Source organism: Heterorhizobium halophytocola (assembly GCF_017873095.1).
GTDB classification, from domain to species: Bacteria; Pseudomonadota; Alphaproteobacteria; order Rhizobiales; family Rhizobiaceae; genus Allorhizobium; species Allorhizobium halophytocola.
In genome coordinates this window covers 118,539-138,030 of sequence record NZ_JAGGJU010000014.1, presented here as the reverse complement: position 1 = coordinate 138,030, position 19,492 = coordinate 118,539, and the positions used below count along the sequence as shown (strand labels likewise).

Here is a 19,492-nt window from a genome sequence, read left to right as displayed (position 1 = left end):
AGAGTTTTCGCGGAGCTGGGAGACTGCCGTATATCAGTTTACCGTTCTTTTTCACCGTAGCCAGGAGGAGCTTGGCTTCGGTCGGTTTGACCAGGGAGGTTACCATGAAAAAATTTGGCGCCCTGATTGCGTCCGTCGCAATCAGCCTTGCATCCTTTACGCCTTTTGCCCACGCACAGGACAAGGGCATGGTCGGCATCTCCATGCCGACAAAGACGTCGACACGCTGGATCTCGGACGGCGAGACCATGGAAAAGCTGTTCAAGGACGCCGGCTACACGCCGGACCTGCAGTTTGCCGACGACGATATTCCGAACCAGCTGTCGCAGATCGAGAACATGGTGACCAAGGGCGCCAAGGTTCTCGTCATCGGCGCCATCGACGGCACCACCCTGTCCGACATTCTGCAGCGTGCAGCCGATCAGGGCGTCAAGGTTATCGCCTATGACCGCCTGATCCGTGAATCGAAGAACGTCGACTACTACGCCACCTTCGACAACTTCCAGGTCGGCGTCCTTCAGGGCACCAGCCTGGTCAACGGCCTGAAGGAACGCTTCCCCGACACCAAGCCGTGGAACGTCGAACTCTTCGGCGGCTCGCCGGACGACAACAACGCCTTCTTCTTCTATGACGGCGCCATGTCGGTTCTCCAGCCCCTGATCGACAGCGGCGACATCGTCATCAAGTCCGGTCAGATGGGCATGGAACAGGTCGGCACCCTTCGTTGGGATGGCACGGTGGCTCAGGCCCGCATGGAAAACCTGCTGTCGTCGAACTACACCGACGCCCAGGTCAACGGCGTTCTTTCGCCCTATGACGGCCTGTCCATCGGCATCCTGTCGGCGCTTCGCGGCATCGGCTACGGTTCGGAAGACCTGAAGATGCCGATCGTCACCGGCCAGGACGCCGAGCTGCCGTCGGTCAAGTCGATCCTCGCCGACGAACAGTATTCGACCGTGTTCAAGGACACGCGCGAACTGGCAAAGGTTGCCGTCAGCATGGTTCAGGCGATCATGGAAGGCAAGGAGCCGGAAGTGAACGACACCAAGACCTACGACAACGGCGTCAAGGTCGTCCCGTCCTACCTGCTGAAGCCGGTGGCTCTCAACAAGGAAAACGTCAAGGACGTTCTGACCAAGTCGGAATACTACACCGCAGACCAGATCGGCGACTGATCGCCATTTGATGCTGGGTCCGCGTCTTTGATGCGGACCCTTTTCTTCTCAGTTTGAAGGAGCTAGCACCCGGCCGCCTTTTCCAAAGGCCGACCACGCCCGGTGCCCGAATTCTGCACATGGACAACGTTATTCTCGAGATGCGCGGCATCACCAAGACGTTTCCGGGCGTAAAGGCCCTGGACGACGTCAATCTGCAGGTGCGCGAAGGCGAAATTCATGCCCTCGTTGGCGAGAATGGTGCCGGAAAATCGACCCTGATGAAAGTGCTGAGCGGCGTCTATCCCGCCGGCAGCTACGACGGCGAAATCATCTATGACGGCGAGACCCGCCGTTTCAGCACGATCGCCGACAGCGAAGAGCTCGGCATCATCATCATTCACCAGGAACTGGCGCTGGTGCCGCTGCTGTCGATCGCCGAGAACATCTTTCTCGGCAACGAGATCGCCGAGCGCGGCGTCATCCACTGGCAGCAGACCTTTGCCAGGACGCAGGGCCTGCTGAAGCAGGTCGGCCTTTCCGATCCGCCGACGACCCGCATCACCGATATCGGCGTCGGCAAGCAGCAGCTGGTCGAGATCGCCAAGGCGCTGTCGAAGAAGGTCCGGCTGCTGATCCTCGACGAGCCCACCGCATCGCTGAACGAGAAGGACTCCGATGCGCTGCTGACCCTGCTGATGGAGTTCCGCAAGCAGGGCATGACCTCGGTCATCATCTCCCACAAGCTCAACGAAATCCGCAAGGTGGCCGACAAGATCACCATTCTGCGCGATGGCGGGACGGTGGAGACGCTCGACTGTCACACCCAGGAGATCGGCGAGGACCGGATCATCAAGGGCATGGTCGGTCGCGACATGGAAGACCGCTTCCCGTCGCGCACGCCGCAGATCGGCGATGTCCTGCTCGAGGTGAAGAACTGGAACGTCTACCACCAGAACCACCGCGACCGTAAATTCCTGCAGGACATTTCCTTCAATGTGAGGGCCGGCGAGATCGTCGGCATTGCCGGCCTGATGGGCGCCGGGCGGACGGAAACGGCGATGAGCCTGTTCGGCCGCTCCTGGGGCCACCGGATCACCGGCGACGTCACCATGCACGGCAAGCCGGTCGACGTCAGCACGATCCCGCGCGCGATCGAGGCCGGTCTTGCCTATGTGACCGAGGACCGCAAGCAGCTCGGCTTGATCCTTCAGAACGACATCAAGGACAACACCACGCTTGCCAACCTTCCCGCCGTGTCCAAGGGCGGGGTGATCGACGAGCACAAGGAGTCCCGGGTCGCGACCGACTATCGCACGCGCCTGCGTATCCGCTCGCATTCGATCTATCAGGAAACGGTCAACCTGTCGGGCGGCAACCAGCAGAAGGTGGTGCTGTCGAAATGGCTGTTCACCAATCCTGAAGTGCTGATCCTCGACGAACCCACCCGCGGCATCGACGTCGGCGCCAAGTTCGAAATTTACACCATCATCAACCAGCTCGCTGCAGAGGGCAAAGGCATTCTGATGATCTCTTCGGAAATGCCCGAACTGCTCGGAACCTGCGACCGTGTTTACGTCATGAACGAAGGACGCATCGTGGCTGAGCTCTCAAAAGAAGAAGCAAGCCAGGAGTCCATCATGCGTGCCATCATGCGCTCTGGGGAGAAAAACTAATGGCCATCGAAACCAGAAACGAGACCTCCACCATCTCTGTTGGTGATTACCTGCGCAAGAATGTTCGCGAATACGGCCTGCTTCTGGCCCTCGTCGTGATCATGCTGCTGTTTCAGTTCCTGACCAACGGCGTTCTGTTCAAGCCGGTCAACATCACGAACCTGATCCTGCAGAACTCCTTCATCGTGATCATGGCGCTCGGCATGCTGCTGATCATCGTTGCCGGGCATATCGACCTTTCGGTCGGCTCGATCGTCGCCTTTATCGGCGGCATATCGGCGACGATGATGGTCAAATGGGGCTGGCATTTTTCGCTCGTCGTACCGCTCTGCCTCGTCATCGGCGCCGTCGTCGGCGCGGCCCAGGGATACTGGATCGCCTACCAGAAGATCCCGTCCTTCATCGTGACGCTTGCCGGCATGCTGGTCTTCCGCGGTCTGACCTATCTGACGCTCAGCGGCCGGCCGGTCGGCCCCTTCCCGCGCGAGTTTCAGCTGCTGTCGACCGGCTTCGTCCCTGATCTCGTGCCGCTTGCCGATATCGGGCCAATCAAGAACTGGTTTTCTCTGATCGTCGTCGTCCTGATCGTTGCGCTGGCGATCTACCAGGGCATGAAGCATCGCCGCCTCAACGAACAGCACGGCTCGGAAAACGAACCCTTCGCCTTCTTCGTCGTGCAGATGGCGATCACCAGCATCGTCGCCATCTTCCTCGGCTTCCAGCTGTCGACCTATCGCGGCTTCCCGAACGTGCTGGTGATCATGGGCGTGCTGATCGCGCTCTATTCGTTCGTTACCACGCGTACGACGCTCGGCCGGCGGATTTACGCGCTTGGCGGCAACGAGAAGGCGGCCAAGCTCTCGGGTATCAATACCGAACGCCTGACCTTCTACACCTTCGTCAACATGGGCGTGCTGGCGGCTCTCGCCGGGATGATCATCACCGCCCGCCTGAACTCGGCAACGCCGAAGGCCGGCGTCGGTTTCGAGCTCGACGTCATCGCGGCCGTGTTCATCGGCGGCGCCTCGGCCTCCGGCGGCGTCGGCAAGATCACCGGCGCGGTGATCGGCGCCTTCATCATGGGCGTGATGAACAACGGCATGTCGATCATGGGTATCGGTATCGATTATCAGCAGCTCATCAAGGGCCTGGTACTCCTCGCCGCCGTCTATTTCGACGTCTATAACAAGAACAAGGCCGTCTAAAGGGAGGGTCGATCCATGTTTGTTTCCCAATTGAAGTCAGGCGGCGTCATCTGCCGCCAGGACGACCGCGCGCATCTGGTGACCGGCTTTGACAGCACCTACGCGCTTGCCAAGGCTGCCATTGCCAGCGGCCTGTCGCTCGCCGACATGATTGCCAAGGCCGGTACCGGCGAAAGCGTCGATGTCGCAGCGCTTGCCGCGGACGGCAAGCTCGACTGCCCGGTGCGCCACCCCGATGCCGCCCACATGTACCTGACCGGTACGGGCCTCACCCATACCGGATCCGCCTCGGCGCGCGACAGCATGCACACCGAAACGGCCGGCATGAGCGACTCGATGAAGATGTTCCGCATGGGCATCGAAGGCGGCAAGCCGGCGGACGGCGCCAAGGGTGTTCAGCCCGAGTGGTTCTACAAGGGAAACGGCGTCAATGCGGTCGCCCATGGTGACGATCTCGTCTCTCCGTCCTTTGCACTCGATGGCGGCGAAGAGCCGGAACTCGCCGGCTTCTACCTGATCGGCGAGGACGGCACGCCCTTCCGCATCGGCTTCACCGTCGCCAACGAATTTTCCGACCATGTGACGGAGAAGATCAACTATCTCTATCTGGCGCATTCCAAGCTGCGTCCGGCTGCCTTCGGCGCAGAGCTGCTCGTTGGCGCCCTGCCCGCCCATGTGGAAGGCGCATCGCGCATCCTGCGGGACGGCAAGGTCGTCTGGGAAAAGCCGTTCCTGTCGGGTGAGGACAATATGTCTCACACGATTGCCAATCTTGAATACCATCATTTCAAGTATGGTCTGTTCTGCCAGCCGGGCGACCTACATGTCCACATGTATGGCACCGCGACGCTATCCTTTGCCGATGGCTTCAAGACCGTGGAGGGCGACGTCTTCGAAGTCGACGCCCCGCAATTCGGCCACCCCTTGCGCAACCGCCTGTCGCGTGAAGCAGAACAGGCCGTCGCCGTAAAAATGCTCTGAGGCCGCCCGAACGGGCGCGCCCTACGAAATTGACCGAGAAACGCCATGACCAAGTTCACGCCGGCTGAATGGCCCCGCAAGTTGAGATCCCAGCATTGGTATGGCGGCAATAGCCGCGACACCATCTACCACCGCGGCTGGTTGAAGAACCAGGGCTATCCGCATGACCTGTTCGATGGCCGGCCGGTCATCGGCATCATGAACACCTGGTCCGACCTGACACCCTGCAATGGCCATCTGCGGGAACTCGCCGAAAAGGTGAAGGCCGGCATCTGGGAAGCCGGCGGCTTTCCGGTCGAGGTTCCGGTGTTCTCCGCATCGGAAAACACCTTCCGCCCGACGGCAATGATGTACCGCAACCTTGCAGCGCTTGCCGTCGAGGAGGCCATGCGCGGCCAGCCTATCGACGGTGCCGTCCTTCTCGTCGGTTGCGACAAGACCACGCCCTCGCTGATCATGGGTGCTGCCTCGACCGACATCCCGTCGATTGTCGTCACCGGTGGTCCGATGCTCAACGGCTATTTCCGCGGCGAGCGCGTCGGCTCCGGCACCCATCTGTGGAAATTCTCCGAGGCCGTTAAGGCCGGCGAGATGACGCAGGAGGAATTCCTCGAGGCGGAAGCCTCGATGTCCCGCTCCACCGGCACCTGCAATACCATGGGCACGGCCTCGACCATGGCCTCCATGGTGGAAGCGCTCGGCATGGCGCTGTCCGGCAATGCCGCCATCCCGGCCGTCGACAGCCGCCGCCGCGTGATGGCACAGCTTTCCGGCCGCCGTATCGTGCAGATGGTCAAGGATGATCTGAAGCCTTCCGACATCATGACCAAGGACGCCTTCGAGAACGCCATCCGGATCAATGGCGCTATCGGCGGCTCGACCAATGCGGTCGTGCACCTGATGGCCATGGCCGGCCGCGTCGGCATCGATCTGACACTCGAAGACTGGGATCGCCTCGGCCGCGACATCCCGACCATCGTCAACCTGATGCCGTCGGGCGAATACCTGATGGAAGAATTCTTCTACGCCGGCGGCCTGCCGGTGGTCATCAAGATGCTGGCCGATGCCGGCAAGCTGCATTCTCACGCCCTGACGGTGTCAGGCGAGACGATCGGCGACGAGGTGAAGGATGTCCGCAACTGGAACGAGGACGTCATCCGCCCGTTCGACAACGCACTGACCCAGCATGGCGGCATTGCGGTTCTACGCGGCAATCTTGCGCCGAAGGGCTGCGTCCTGAAGCCGTCGGCGGCCTCCGAACATCTGATGAAGCACCGCGGCCGCGCCGTCGTCTTCGAAGACATTGACGACTACAAGGCCAAGATCAACGACGAGGCGCTCGATATCGACGAGACCTGCGTCATGGTCCTGAAGAATTGCGGCCCCCGCGGCTATCCGGGGATGGCCGAAGTCGGCAATATGGGCCTGCCGCCCAAGGTGCTGCGCAAGGGCATTACCGACATGGTGCGCATTTCCGATGCCCGCATGTCCGGCACCGCCTATGGCACTGTCCTGCTGCACACCTCGCCGGAAGCCGCCCGTGGCGGACCGCTGGCGATCGTCAGGAACGGCGACTTCATCGAGGTCGATGTGGAGGCTCGGCGCGTGCATCTCGACATCTCGGAAGAAGAGATGCAGCGGCGCCTGGCGAACTGGCGCCCGCCCGTAGAACCGCCGGTCAGCGGCTATGCCAGGCTCTACCACGATCACGTCGAAGGGGCCGACACCGGCGCCGATTTCGACTTCCTGAAGGGTTGCCGCGGCTCGGCCGTCGGCAAGGATTCGCACTGAGGCAGGGCATATGACCGACCCAATCTCCCTTGCTCTCGTCGGCGTCGGCAAGATCGCCCGTGATCAGCATATCCCCTCGATTGCCGGCAATGACGCCTTCAGGCTGGAAGCCGCCGTGTCGCGTCACGGCCGGGTCGACGATGTCGAGAACTTCACCGATTTCGACGAGTTCCTGAAGGCTCGCCCGGACGTCAAGGCGGTCTCGCTGTGCACGCCGCCGGAAGTCCGCTTCGACATGGCCGTCAAGGCGATCGAGGCGGGCCGGCACGTTCTGCTGGAGAAGCCCCCGGCGGCCACGATCGGCGAGGCAGAGGCTCTGTCCGCGCTTGCCAGGACCCGCGGCGTCACCCTTTTTGCCACATGGCATTCACGGTTTGCCGTCTGCGTCGCACCGGCCACGACCTGGCTTGCGGGCAAGGCCCTGCAGTCCATTGAGATCATCTGGAAGGAAGATGTGCGCCGCTGGCATCCCGGTCAGGACTGGATCTGGGAAGCAGGCGGCTTCGGCGTTTTCGATCCGGGCATCAATGCGCTGTCGATCCTCACGGCCCTGCTGTCCGAGCCCGTCATCGTGCGCAGCGCCAAGCTCGAGATCCCGGAAAACCGCCGTCAACCGATTGCCGCGTCGCTTGCCATGCGCACACCTTCGGGTCTGCCGATGACTGCCGACTTCGACTGGCGCCAGGAAGGTCCCCAAACCTGGGACATCACGGTCAAGACCGATGGCGGCACGCTGACCCTCAGCAAGGGTGGCAGTGAGATGTATATCGACGGCCAGCCGCAGCAGACCGACACCGACCGGGAATATGCCGGCATCTACGCCCGCTTTGCCGAACTGGTCCACGCCGGTCAGTCGGATGCCGACTTCCAGCCGCTCAGGGTCGTTGCCGATGCCTTCCTCTGCGGCGAGACGATCAAGACCGACGCCTTCCACGAGTGAGATGCCTGTGACCCAGCCCTGCTATGCCCTCGTCGACTGGGGCACCACCAATCTCCGGCTCTGGCTGGTCGATGCGGACGGTGCCGTGCTGGCCGAGCGGCAATCCGCCGAGGGCATGGGCAATCTGTCAACGGACCAGTTTGCCGGCGTGCTCGAAACCCATCTGGCGGCGCTCGGTGCGCCGGCAGATCTCCCCGTGATGATGGCCGGCATGGTCGGTGCCCGCACGGGCTGGGTCGAGGTGCCGTATGCGGTCGCCCCCGCAGATCTGACGACGCTTGCAGACAGCGCCTTCGACGTGCCGCAGACCGCACGCCCCGTGGCGATCCTGCCCGGCGTCTGCCAGACCACGCCTTTGCCCCATGATGTGATGCGCGGCGAGGAAACCCAGCTTGCAGGCGCGGTTGCCGACGGCCTCGTCTCGGCAGTCTTCTGCCTGCCCGGCACCCATTCCAAATGGGCAATAGTGGAAGACGGCAGATTGAGCCGCTTTGCCACCGTGATGACCGGCGAATTGTTCAGCCTGCTGTCGCGCCAGTCGATCCTGCGTCTGACCATAGATGCCGATGCGACCACCGAGCCCGGCATGCCGGAGTTTGCAGAGGGTGTGCGCCAGGGTCTTCGGCCCGGCTTCGCACTGTCGGCCGAGCTTTTCTCGTTTCGCGCCGCAGCCCTGCTTGCCGGTCTGACGCCGACATCTGCCGCGGCGCGCCTGTCGGGCATGCTGATCGGCGCGGAAATCGCCGCCATGGCATCCCAGATCGACAATAACGCCACCATCTATATCGTCGGCTCGGACAGGCTGACGGCCCTCTACCGGGCCGGGCTGTCGCATGCGGGGCTTGCCTGCGAGGCCCTGGATGGCGCAAGCCTCGTGCGCAAGGGCCTGTTTGCCGCTGCCCGTCTGAAATACGGAAGGAAGAACTGATATGTCCCGCATCGTCTGGCCGAAGCTTCAGCGCAATCTGGTCGCCATCCTGCGCGGCATCAAGCCCGAGGAAGTCGAGGGTATCGTCGAGAACCTGCTGGCCGCCGGTTTCGAGGCAATTGAAATTCCGCTGAATTCTCCCGATCCCTTCACCTCGATCGCCAAGGCGCGTGCGCTCGCGCCGGCCGACAGGCTGATCGGCGCCGGCACCGTATTGACGGTCGAAAATGTCGATAGACTGCATGACTGCGGCGGCGATCTGGTTGTCACCCCGAACACCAACCCCGCGGTCATCCGCGCAGCCGCCGAACGCGGCATGGTCACCATGCCCGGCGCCTTCACCGCCAGCGAGGCTTTTGCAGCCATCGATGCCGGCGCATCGGCGCTCAAGTTTTTCCCGGCAAACGTCCTGGGAGCTGCCGGCATCGGTGCGATCCGGGCCGTCATGCCGCCGGAGATTCCGCTCGGCGCCGTCGGCGGCGTATCCGACGCCGATTTCGCCGACTACATGAAGGTCGGCGTGCGCTGCTTCGGCCTCGGGTCGAGTCTTTACAAGCCGGGGGATACGGCAGAGGTCGTGGCCGCAAAAGCCAAGACCGCTGTCGCCGCTTATGATGCAGCCGTCGCGGCCCGTTGAGCAGGACCCGCGGCTCAGCTTAAACTTGACTCTTTGCTGAAAGTTTATAGGGTGTGCCGCAGTAATGGACTTGCTGCACCCCTTCGCCTCTCCGACGAACCGCTGCAGCGCAGTGAAATGCGGTCATGCAACAAGCGGCTCTCAGATCCTCTCCGGGCAGATCTACCCTTGCAACCTCGACCGGCCACGCGCCGGTTGCCCCGGTTCAGGGTGAGCTTTCGTCTTCACCGGACGATCTGTTGAAATCCGCGACCGGGATCAAATATCCGTACGCCCTTGGCAAACTGACTTTGGCACCTTTGGCGGAGGCCGATGTGGTGGCCGGGAGAGCGCTGCTCGATGGTCCGGATCTGGCGACTGTCCTCGACCGCTATCTGCGTGCATTCCCAGGTGTCGATCCGCGCGCCGCCGTCTCCATGTGGTCCATGTATTATTTCAGCGCACTTGGCATTCCGAGTATGCTGCACTGGCTGGAACTGCGCCGCACGCTGCCCTCTGCGCTGGCCGATATCCAGGTCAGCTTGGCACCTGCCACCGGCCTGCCGCAGGGCTTCGTTTTACCGCATATCGGAAAGGTCACGCCGGACATTGCGATCGACCGCGCGCTTTCCTCGCTGATCGAAGATCACGCCGCCCCGCTGATTGAACGGATCGTCGCGGATCATGGCCTTGGAGCCCGGCTGCTATGGTCCAATCTTGCCAGCTACCTGACATGGATCGTCCATGAGGTCGGCCGTCTGACCGATCCGCGGCTGGCCGAGGAAGGTGGCGAATTCCTGCAATGCGCCGTCTGGCCGAGCGGCATGAAAAATCCGATGGCCGGGCTCAACCGTCGCGAAGACGACGGCCATGGCGGGTTCTGCACGCGCCGCCGGGTCTGCTGCCTGCGCTATATGCTGCCGGGCATTCCCGGATGCGGCACGTCCTGCCCCCTGCCCGCCGGCCGCCCCTGAGGCCGGAACGACCTGTCTTGACCTTCCAGCCCCAGATGACCAATCGCATCGACGGATTTTCCGTCACCGAGTGCTTTCATCGGCGCTACTGGAACGGCATGGTCGCCGACCTCTGGCATGTCGACTGCGCGCCGCTTGCCGGCGGCGTCTACAAGGGCATGCATCCGCGCCTGTTCATCGCGCTTGAAGCCGAGACAGGCGGGCCAGGCGGCGGTTTTCGCATGTGGTGCCGCGGGTCGACACAGGTGCTGCACGACTGCCACCGACCGGCGGTCTCCTTCATTCCGGCCGGCATGGAGATGACGAGCGAACTGCGTGATATCCACCGTCTTCGCCATCTCGACATTCACTTTGATGCCGGCGTGCTGGCGCGGCGCCTCGGTGGACAGGTCGACGCCATAAGCTTCAGCGAGCCACGCTTCCTGCTCGCCGAGGAGCGGCTGACGAACCTGGCGCGGCTGATCGCGGCCGAATGCGCGGCGCCGGACCCGCTGCACAATCTCTACGGTGAGGGGCTCGTGCAGTCCCTGATCCTGGCCGTGCTTGGGGTCCGCTCTGTTCCTGCCAGGCGCCGCAGCCCGCTGGCCGGCTGGCAATTGCGCCGCGCGGTCGAATTCATCGAGGCCAATTGCCTGCGCGCCGTGCGGCTGGAGGAACTTTCCGCGCTGACCGGCCTTTCGGAGACGCATTTCAGCCACGCCTTCAAGGCCGCAACGGGGATACCGCCGCAGCAATGGCAGATGAATGCCAGGGTGGAACGGGTCAAAGTGCGACTGACCGGTTCGGACGTTCCGCTGACCACGCTTGCCGCCGAGGCAGGCTATGCCGATGCCGCCCATTTTTCACGGAGCTTCCGCCGCCATGTTGGCATGACGCCGAGCGCCTGGCGGCGCCTGCATCGCCGCTGAAGAGATACCGGCAATGGCAGAGGGCGGTACGGGCAAACATGTCCAAGTTTTGCCCAAAGTCGTTCAATTCTGTCCTATGGCTTCAAGCATCGCCGATTAACTTGACTTATTAACTCATATTATTGCAAGGGTGCGGGACATCATCCACCCGCCACATATGGGGAAATAAGGCGCATGCGTAACAAGCGCAAAACACTGAGGCTCGCCCTGATGGCGAGCGCGGCCGCAACGATGACGGGCCTGACGCCGGCGCTCGCGCAGGACAATTCGACCGAGCTTGGAACCATCCAGGTCAATGCCGACCAGGAGAGTGCGACCGGCCCGGTCAAAGGCTATGTCGCCGGCAAGTCCTCCACCGGTTCGAAGACCGGCACACCGGTCAAGGAAATTCCCCAGACGGTAAACGTGATCGGCCGCGAAGAGCTCGATGACCGCGGCGTCACCGACAAGGTGGACGAGGCCTTGCGCTATACGCCCGGTGTCATGGCGCAACCCTTCGGCCGCGACGGCGATACGGACTGGATCTATATCCGCGGTTTTGACGCCACCCAGACCGGCGTCTTCCTCGACGGCCTGAACCTCTGGAGCTACGGTTTCGGCGGGTTCCAGGTCGACCCCTTCTTCCTCGACCGCGTGGACGTGCTCAAGGGACCGGCCTCCGTGCTGTATGGCGGCGCCAATCCGGGCGGCATCGTCAACGAAATCAGCAAGCGACCGCTCGATGAAGACCGCATCTACACCGAAGCCGGCATCAACAACTACGGGACCGCATTCTTCAACTTCGACGTCAACAAGGTGCTCGCGGACGACAGTGTCAGCGCCCGGCTGATCGGCAAGATCGAGGGCGGCGATACCGATAATGGTGACGAATTCAGGGGCGTTGTCGCGCCGCAAGTCACCTGGTCACCCGACGAGGCGACCAAGCTGACCCTCTATGGTTACTATTCCTATCTCGACCAGCAGGTCGGCTCGAACGGCTTCCTGCCCTATGTCGGAACCGTTGTGCCTGCATCCTTCGGCTATATCGATCCGAACGCCGATTTCGGCGAACCCGACAGCGACTTCAGCTATATCCGCCAGACGATGGTAGGCTACGAGTTCGAGCATGAATTCGACGACGGCTGGAAGGTCTCGCAGAATTTCCGCTACGGACACGTCAACCGCCACGAGAATTCGCCCTATCCTTATGGCTATTACGATCCGGACATAGATGTCGGCTACCTTGAAGAACCAGGCACCACACCCCTGCTGCAGCGCATCGGCTTTGAAGGCCTGACGACGGTAGACAGCTTTTCTCTCGACAACCAACTGACCGGAAAATTCGATACCGGCGCGCTGGTGCATGATGTCCTGTTCGGGATCGACTACAGGAACTATACGCTCGACACCCTGCAAAAGTGGCCGGCATGGCCGGACTCGGCAACCCCCATCAGCCCGACCGACCCCGTCTATGGCGCACCGCAGCCTACCAATGCGGTGCAACTCGACCAGACATTGAAGTTGCAACAGATCGGCCTCTATGCGCAGGATCAGATCCACTTCGGTGGCGGCTGGCTGGCAACCCTGAACGGACGTTATGACTTCGTCAAAACCGAACTCGACGATCGCGTCGGCGCGACCGGATATGATTCGACCGATGGCGCGCTCAGTGGTCGTGCCGGTCTTGCCTACGAATTCGCCAACGGCTTCACGCCCTATGTCAGCGCGGGCACGTTCTTCAACCCGGTTATCGGCATCACCAGCGGCTCGTCCGCTCTGAAGCCGGAAGAAGGCTATCAAGTTGAGGGCGGGTTCAAATACGAACCTGTCGCCTTGCCTGCGCTGTTTACCGCGTCGGTCTTCCATATCGACAAGCAGAACTGGTCCGTGACAGGCCCTAATTCGGTCGGCCAGAGCGTCACTTCCCAGATCGGCGAGGTCACCTCGACCGGCTTCGAAGTCGAAGCAAAGGCCGAGATTGCAGAAGATTGGAAGGCGACGGCAAGCTTCAGCTACACAAAGCTGGAGATCAAGGAGCATCAGGATACGTCGTTGATCGGCAACCAGCCCTATTTGGTCCCCGATATCCAGGCCTCGCTGTGGCTCGATTACACAGTCCCGACCGGCGCATTCGAAGGTCTCAGTATCGGTGGCGGGGTGCGCTATCAGGGTGAATCCTGGGCTGACATGGCCAATACGAAGAAGGTTCCGGACGTCGTGCTGGCGGATGCCGCCATCCGCTACAAGAAGGACGATTGGTCCGCCTCGCTCAATGTCAACAACCTGTTCGACAAGGAATATGTAGCCGGCTGCCAGGGCACTCTGGTCTGCGGCTACGGCGAAGGTCGCACCATCACGTTCAAGTTGACCAAGACCTGGTAGGCTTTCTATCGCCAACAAGCATGCCAAGCCCCTCGTCCCGACGGACGGGGGTTTTTTCTAGATTATCAGGATCGCCCTGAAATCATTGACATTTGTGCCTGTCGGTCCCGGTACGAACAGCGCGCCGGCTAGGTCAAACGCACTCCAGGCATTGTGCGCGGCAAGATATGCCCGCGCATCGCCGCCACTTTGGCGGATCAGACGGCAGGTCTCGCCATCGCAGAAGGCTCCGGCATTGTCTTCGGAACCGTCGATCCCGTCGGTATCCGCTGCCAGCGCATGGATGCCCTGGATACCCTCTATGGCAAGAGCGAAAGACAGCAGGAACTCGCTGTTGCGTCCGCCTTTGCCGGCGGGACCGCCGCCGATCGATACGGTCGTCTCGCCGCCGGACAGGATGACCACCGGTCTGGAAAAGAGCCGGTTTCGTGCCGCCACCTCCCGGGCGATCGCGGCATGCATCAGCCCGATGTCGCGGGCCTCGCCCTCGATCGCATCGGAGAGGATCACAGCCTCGATGCCCGCAGCCCTCGCCGCCGCCGCCGCAGCGTCGAGCGATACGCCGGCTGACGCGACCACATGATGGATATTGTGCGCAAAGGCCGGGTCCGCAGGCTTCGGCGCCTTTGCCTGCGATATCGCCTCGACGATGCGCGGATCGAGCGCGATACGGTAGTCCCGAATGATCCGCAGGGCGGCGTCCCGGTCCGATCCTTCCGGCACGGTCGGCCCGGAGGCCACCATGGCGGGATCATCGCCCGGCACGTCCGAGACAATCAGGCTGATGACGCGCGCGGGCGCACAGGCCTCGGCCAGTCGTCCACCCTTGATACGGGAAAAATGCTTGCGCACCACATTCATCGCAGAGATCGGCACGCCGCTGCGCAACAGCGCCTGGTTGACCGCGATCTCGTCTTCCAGCGCAAAGCCGGAAGGCGGCGCCGGCAGAAGGGCTGATCCGCCACCCGAAATCAGCGCGACGACAAGATCGTCTTCCGTGAGACCCGACACCGCTTCAAGCACAGCATTGGCGCCGGCAAGCCCCGCCTCGTCCGGCACAGGATGGGCCGCCGTCATCACCCGAATGCTCCGGCATGCCTCCACCGGGCCGTGTCGGGCAACGACGACACCCTGAAGCGGCCCCTCATAAGCACGTTCAAAGGCGGCCGCCATCTGGCTTGCCGCCTTGCCCGCGCCGATTACCACCAGGCGGCCTTTGGGAGGTGACGGGATATGCGCCAGCATGGATCGGTAGGGGTCGGCGGCCTCGACGGCCTTGTCGAACAAGTGGCTCAGAAAGCGGCGCGGATCGGAAAGGATGGTCATTCTCCCGGCTCTGTCACGGGAACAATCTGCACCTTCAGGGGCTCGCTCCCGACTTGCGATGGACGGTATACAGCCATCTATGCATGCGATAACCCTGAACACAAAGGATAATCGAAGCCGGAGACATTCATGGCAAACGCAATTCCGGATTCCGGTGTCGCCCCGCCTGGCCCACGCACCCGCGGCGCGGGAACGCAGACCGTCTATTCCATTCTGCGCCAGGAAATCCTCGCCATGACCCTGCCACCCGGCAGCCCCCTCGACGAAGTCGGCCTGTCGGCGCGCTTCGAGATGTCGCGCACGCCGGTGCGCGAGGCGCTGCTGCGGCTGGCAACCGAGGGCCTTGTCACCACCCTGCCGAACCGCTCGACGATCGTCACCCCGATCGATTTTGCCGCCTTGCCAACCTATTTCGAAGCCTTGACGCTGATGTACCGCGTGACGGCAAGAGCCGCGGCAAGCCGCAAGGATGGCGAACAGCTGGCACGGGTAAGAGCGGAGCAGGACGCTTTCGAGCAGGCGGTCGCAGCGCGCGATGCCCTGGGCATGATCGAGGCCAACCGGAACTTTCACGTGGCCATCGCCGACCTCGGCGGCAACGGCTATTACACCGGCTTTTTTACCCGGCTGCTCGACGAAGGCAGACGGCTTTTGCGTCTTTATTATGCGACCTTCGACGACGCGCTGCCGCAGCCCTATGTGCGCGAGCATGAGGAGCTGATCGCAGCGATCGCGTCGGGAGATGCAGAGACCGCCGACGCGATTGCGGCCCGTCACGCAGAGCAGATCGTTCGCCAGATTCAGGACTATGTCGCACGCGATGTGGCGCGGGCGCGGAGCCTTCGGCTCTGAGTCCGAGCGGGCTGTGCCGTAACCCTTTACCTTTGTCGACAAACTGCATACAATGCGGCAAACCCATTCAAGGAGCCCCATCATGACCACCGGCTGGCACGGCGTCTTTCCTGCAGTGACGACGCAATTCAACACGGATCTCTCGGTTGACGCGGAAGGCACGCGTCGCGTGCAGGATGCACTCGTCAACGACGGCGTCCATGGCCTGATCGTCATGGGCACGTGCGGCGAGAACAATTCGCTCGACCCGGAAGAAAAGCGCGCGATTCTGAAGGGCGCCGTCGAGGTGGTGAACGGCCGGGTTCCGGTGATCACCGGCGTATCCGAATTCGACACCCGCCGCGCCGTCGCCTATGCGCGCGACGCCGAAAAGCTCGGTGCCGACGGCCTGATGGTGCTGCCGGCCATGGTCTATGTGCCCAAGCCCGAAGAACTGGTTGCCCATTTCAAGGCCGTCGCCGAGGCCACCAGCCTGCCGATCATGCTTTACAACAATCCGCCGGCCTACCGGGTGAACATCGGCATAGAGGTGCTGAAGCAGCTGGAGGGTGTCGCCAATATCCAGGCGGTCAAGGAGAGCGCGCCGGACACGCGCCGCTTTACCGATCTTCTGAACGTCTTCGGCGACCGCTTCGACATTTTTGCCGGCCTCGACGATGTGGCACTCGAAGGCATGATGCTCGGTGCCAAGGGCTGGGTATCCGGCCTTACCAGCGCCTTCCCGGAGGAATCGGTCGCGCTGGTGGCCGCCGTCGACAGGGGCGACTGGGAAGAGGCGCGCCGGATCTATCGCTGGTTCATGCCGCTGCTGCACCTGGATGCCGAGCATGATCTGGTTCAGACCATCAAGCTGGCCGAAGAGATCATGGGCCGCGGCTCCGAGCGCGTCCGCATGCCGCGCATGGTGCTCACCGGCGAACGCCGCGCCGAAATTACCGCCATGGTCGAAACGGCAGCGGCGACCCGCCCGTCAAAGGCGGCAAGGGCCGCCTGATTTTGAAGACAGTCGCGGGGTGATCGAACACGCCCGCGCGACGCCACATTTCACAGGTTCGCCGCATGACCGCCACACCCCGCCTACGTCTACGTGATCTTGGCATCACCATCGGCACCTATCCGCCCGGCCCCCTGAACGCGATCACCGATGTCGACGGTGTCGAGGTGGGCCACGTCACCCTCCACGAGGGCGATCGCACGAGGACCGGCGCAACGGCAATCCTTCCCCATGGCGGCAATCTGTTTCAGCACAAGGTTCCGGCCGGCATTGCGGTGCTGAACGGTTTCGGCAAATTTGCCGGGATTTCGCAGATTGAGGAACTCGGCGAGATCGAAACGCCGATCCTGCTGACCAATACGCTGGCCATCGGTCGGGCAATCGAGGCGATCAGCCGCTTTACGCTGGACCAGGCGGGCAATGAAAGGGTGACATCGTTGAACGCCGTCGTCGGCGAGACCAATGATTCTCGTCTCAACGACATTCGCGCCGCACGCCCGACGGTCGACGAAATGCTGATGGCGATAACCTGCGCCAGAGGGAGCGCAGTGGAAGAAGGCGGGGTCGGGGCGGGAACCGGAACCGTTGCATTCGGCCTGAAAGGCGGCATCGGCACAGCCTCGCGCATCGTCCCGTCAGGCAACGAACGCTACACGCTCGGCGTCCTGGTTCAATCCAATTACGGCGGACATCTGCGGATAGACGGCAGGCCCCATGCCAACGAGCCCCGCCACGATAAGGACGGATCGATCGTCATGATCCTTGCAACCGACGCGCCGCTGGCATCACGCAACCTGGCGCGTCTTGCGACCCGCTGCCATGGCGGCCTTGCCCGCACGGGTGCGGCCCTGTCGAATGGCTCCGGCGATTATGCGCTCGCCTTTTCCACCCATGAGGGCGTGCGCCGCACGCCGGATCGCCGCCGCGGGGTCCACGCCTATCCCGATCTGTCCAATGATGCCGTCTCGCCGCTGTTCGAAGCGGCTATCGAGGTGACGGAGGAAGCCATCCTCAACTCCCTTGCCATGGCCGAGCCGACGACGGGTTACGACACGGCAAAAGACCGGCCTTCCTTTTTTGACGCGCTGGATCTTAAGCGACAGCGGCGCTGACAGCGTCAGGCCCGGCGATATTCGATCATCCGTGCGCGGCTGAGCACCAGTTCGAATCTGTCGTCCGCAAGGCGATCGAGACAGACGGTCTTGGTCCAGGGCCCGTCGACCAGGGTGAAGAGATAGCGTCCCCGGCCGATCGACCGGAGCGGCATCCGATGGCGCACCGGGCCGACACCCATGACGACCTTGCCGTCCTCGATCTCGATCATCGCTCCCTCGCTCGACAGCCAGCGCCCCGCAAGCGAGGCGGGCACGCCGTCATCGACAGCCGGCAGGAAGCGGCGCGGCGCATGGCCGATCTCGCCGACAATCTCCGCCCCATCGCTGCGCAGGCGCATGGGCGACGAGCCCGACCGCGACGACACCCATCCGTCGCCATCATCATACAGCGTATCGGTCGCATCGAGATAGGTGAGCGATGTCCCCTTGGCCTCGATCCACCAGGGACCGGCTTGCGTGACATAGAGGCCATCGGGCAGGCCGGCCTTGCTCTCCGGCAGCGCCTCGCCCAGCAGGCCGGCCATGGTCTCGAAGGCGATCTTGTAGGTATTGGCATCCTCGCGATTGGCAACAGCGACAATCCCCGTGCGCGTTTCCGGATCGATCAGGAACTGCGACTTGTAGCCCGGATGCGACCCGCCATGACCGAGAAGCACACGACTGCCCAGCAGATTGCGGCGGATGCCGAGCCCGTATCCGGTGACCCGGCCATCGGCAAGCCTGCGCGGTGCCGACAGCGCATCGAGCACGCCCGCAAGCGCGCCCTTGCCGAGCATCAACGCCTGCGCCCAGGCTGCCAGTGCCGTGGCGCTGCCCGTCATGCTGCCGGACGCCGAGATGTGCAGGCCCGCAGCCGACATCTGCCAGCCGGCACCGTCATGCCAGTAGCCCGGCACCAGACCCGCCACCGGTGCGTTCCAGACATCCGGCGCATCGAGGACGACGCCGAGCGCCGCGCCCTGCCGCCGGATATGGTCGCGGAAGAAGATGCCCTTGTTTTCGAGTATCCGCTCGACGAGGCGATAGCCCGTGTTCGAATAGGAGACTTCGCAGCCGGCCTCGTAGTTGAGGCGGGTCATGCGGGCGATGGTCTCGTACAGCGGTTCAGCGCTGGTCTCGGTAAAGACCGAAAGACCGAGCAGCGTCAGGCATTCGCGGATATCCGGCAGGCCGCCGGTCATGTCTAGCGCCTGCCCGACGGTGACCTCGGCCAGCGGCGACCTCAGTTCCTGCAGATGCTCGCCAAGCCGGTCGTCGAGACCGATCTTGTCGGGGTGGGCAAGCACCAGCGAGGCGAAGGCATGCTTGGTCACCGAGGCGTAGCGCACGACGCTGCCCGCAGAAAAGGGTGCACCGGTGGAGAGGCTTTCAATGCCCGCGACCTCGGCAAATCGCACCCCATCGACGTCGAAGGCAAGGACGGCACCACCAGGTTCGTCGGGCTTCCATCCGGCGACGAATTGCTCAGCCAGTTTCTGGGCAGCACCCCAGTTCAGGTCGCTCGACATTGGATACTCCTTGGATACGGCATCGGCGCCCGCCGGACAGATGATCGGCATACGATCGAGGCTTCCTATCAAATTCTCGGTCGCCAGGCGGTTTGCATTTGCACCAGCGCGCGATACTTCCTACCGATAACAATCCTATCTTATCAAGGCCGCCCGTACTCCC

The 19,492-nt window shown here is 62.7% G+C and carries 16 protein-coding genes; 14 read left to right on the top strand and 2 right to left on the bottom strand.

Translation table 11 applies throughout. The features are described from left to right. Nucleotides 1-104: 104 nt before the first annotated feature. From chvE to J2Z17_RS22195, 11 genes are all read left to right on the top strand, one after another. Nucleotides 105-1,175, top strand: a complete 1,071-nt coding sequence (gene chvE / locus J2Z17_RS22245) for a multiple monosaccharide ABC transporter substrate-binding protein (protein WP_209948434.1) — start codon at nucleotides 105-107, stop codon at nucleotides 1,173-1,175. Nucleotides 1,176-1,294: 119 nt separating this feature from the next. After that, a complete protein-coding gene (mmsA, locus tag J2Z17_RS22240) occupies nucleotides 1,295-2,830 on the top strand; it encodes a multiple monosaccharide ABC transporter ATP-binding protein (protein WP_209948432.1) in 1,536 nt (511 codons plus the stop codon). Continuing rightward, entirely contained in the window at nucleotides 2,830-4,035 is a 1,206-nt protein-coding gene (gene mmsB, locus J2Z17_RS22235) for a multiple monosaccharide ABC transporter permease (protein WP_209948430.1), read from the top strand. The genes mmsA and mmsB overlap by 1 nt, the downstream gene beginning before the upstream one ends. 15 nt (nucleotides 4,036-4,050) lie before the next feature. Beyond that, nucleotides 4,051-5,016 (top strand): AraD1 family protein, encoded by a 966-nt coding sequence (gene araD1 / locus J2Z17_RS22230; protein WP_209948428.1) that lies wholly within the window; start codon nucleotides 4,051-4,053, stop codon nucleotides 5,014-5,016. Nucleotides 5,017-5,061: 45 nt separating this feature from the next. Continuing rightward, nucleotides 5,062-6,807, top strand: coding sequence for an L-arabinonate dehydratase (araD, locus tag J2Z17_RS22225; RefSeq protein ID WP_209948426.1), 1,746 nt, complete (start codon nucleotides 5,062-5,064; stop codon nucleotides 6,805-6,807). Nucleotides 6,808-6,817: 10 nt separating this feature from the next. Further along, a complete protein-coding gene (locus J2Z17_RS22220; protein ID WP_209948405.1) occupies nucleotides 6,818-7,747 on the top strand; it encodes a Gfo/Idh/MocA family protein in 930 nt (309 codons plus the stop codon). A 7-nt stretch (nucleotides 7,748-7,754) separates the two neighbouring features. Beyond that, nucleotides 7,755-8,675 (top strand): 2-dehydro-3-deoxygalactonokinase, encoded by a 921-nt coding sequence (locus J2Z17_RS22215; protein WP_342454450.1) that lies wholly within the window; start codon nucleotides 7,755-7,757, stop codon nucleotides 8,673-8,675. A 1-nt stretch (nucleotide 8,676) separates the two neighbouring features. Next, nucleotides 8,677-9,312, top strand: a complete 636-nt coding sequence (locus J2Z17_RS22210; protein ID WP_209948401.1) for a 2-dehydro-3-deoxy-6-phosphogalactonate aldolase — start codon at nucleotides 8,677-8,679, stop codon at nucleotides 9,310-9,312. Nucleotides 9,313-9,629: 317 nt separating this feature from the next. Continuing rightward, a complete protein-coding gene (gene fhuF, locus J2Z17_RS25470; RefSeq protein ID WP_209948399.1) occupies nucleotides 9,630-10,265 on the top strand; it encodes a siderophore-iron reductase FhuF in 636 nt (211 codons plus the stop codon). 17 nt (nucleotides 10,266-10,282) lie between these two features. Further along, nucleotides 10,283-11,173 carry a helix-turn-helix domain-containing protein gene (locus J2Z17_RS22200; RefSeq protein ID WP_209948397.1) on the top strand — a complete coding sequence of 297 codons (891 nt, stop codon included), beginning with the start codon at nucleotides 10,283-10,285 and terminating at the stop codon, nucleotides 11,171-11,173. Between the two features lie 174 nt (nucleotides 11,174-11,347). Then, entirely contained in the window at nucleotides 11,348-13,534 is a 2,187-nt protein-coding gene (locus J2Z17_RS22195; RefSeq protein WP_209948395.1) for a TonB-dependent siderophore receptor, read from the top strand. 57 nt (nucleotides 13,535-13,591) lie between these two features. Here the strand turns inward: J2Z17_RS22195 and J2Z17_RS22190 are convergent, their stop codons facing one another. Then, nucleotides 13,592-14,860 carry a glycerate kinase type-2 family protein gene (locus J2Z17_RS22190; RefSeq protein ID WP_209948393.1) on the bottom strand — a complete coding sequence of 423 codons (1,269 nt, stop codon included), beginning with the start codon at nucleotides 14,858-14,860 and terminating at the stop codon, nucleotides 13,592-13,594. Between the two features lie 129 nt (nucleotides 14,861-14,989). Here J2Z17_RS22190 and J2Z17_RS22185 point away from each other — a divergent pair, with 129 nt between their 5' ends. From J2Z17_RS22185 to J2Z17_RS22175, 3 genes are all read left to right on the top strand, one after another. Further along, the gene (locus J2Z17_RS22185) at nucleotides 14,990-15,712 is read left to right on the top strand and encodes a GntR family transcriptional regulator (protein WP_209948391.1); all 723 of its coding nucleotides are present in this window, start codon (nucleotides 14,990-14,992) and stop codon (nucleotides 15,710-15,712) included. Between the two features lie 82 nt (nucleotides 15,713-15,794). Continuing rightward, a complete protein-coding gene (locus J2Z17_RS22180; protein ID WP_209948389.1) occupies nucleotides 15,795-16,706 on the top strand; it encodes a dihydrodipicolinate synthase family protein in 912 nt (303 codons plus the stop codon). Between the two features lie 65 nt (nucleotides 16,707-16,771). Further along, complete coding sequence (locus J2Z17_RS22175) at nucleotides 16,772-17,818, top strand: P1 family peptidase (protein WP_209948387.1); 1,047 nt, start codon at nucleotides 16,772-16,774, stop codon at nucleotides 17,816-17,818. Nucleotides 17,819-17,823: 5 nt separating this feature from the next. On the opposite strand, the gene J2Z17_RS22170 is transcribed toward J2Z17_RS22175, so the two are convergent. Beyond that, the gene (locus J2Z17_RS22170) at nucleotides 17,824-19,329 is read right to left on the bottom strand and encodes a serine hydrolase domain-containing protein (protein ID WP_209948385.1); all 1,506 of its coding nucleotides are present in this window, start codon (nucleotides 19,327-19,329) and stop codon (nucleotides 17,824-17,826) included. Nucleotides 19,330-19,492: the final 163 nt, after the last annotated feature.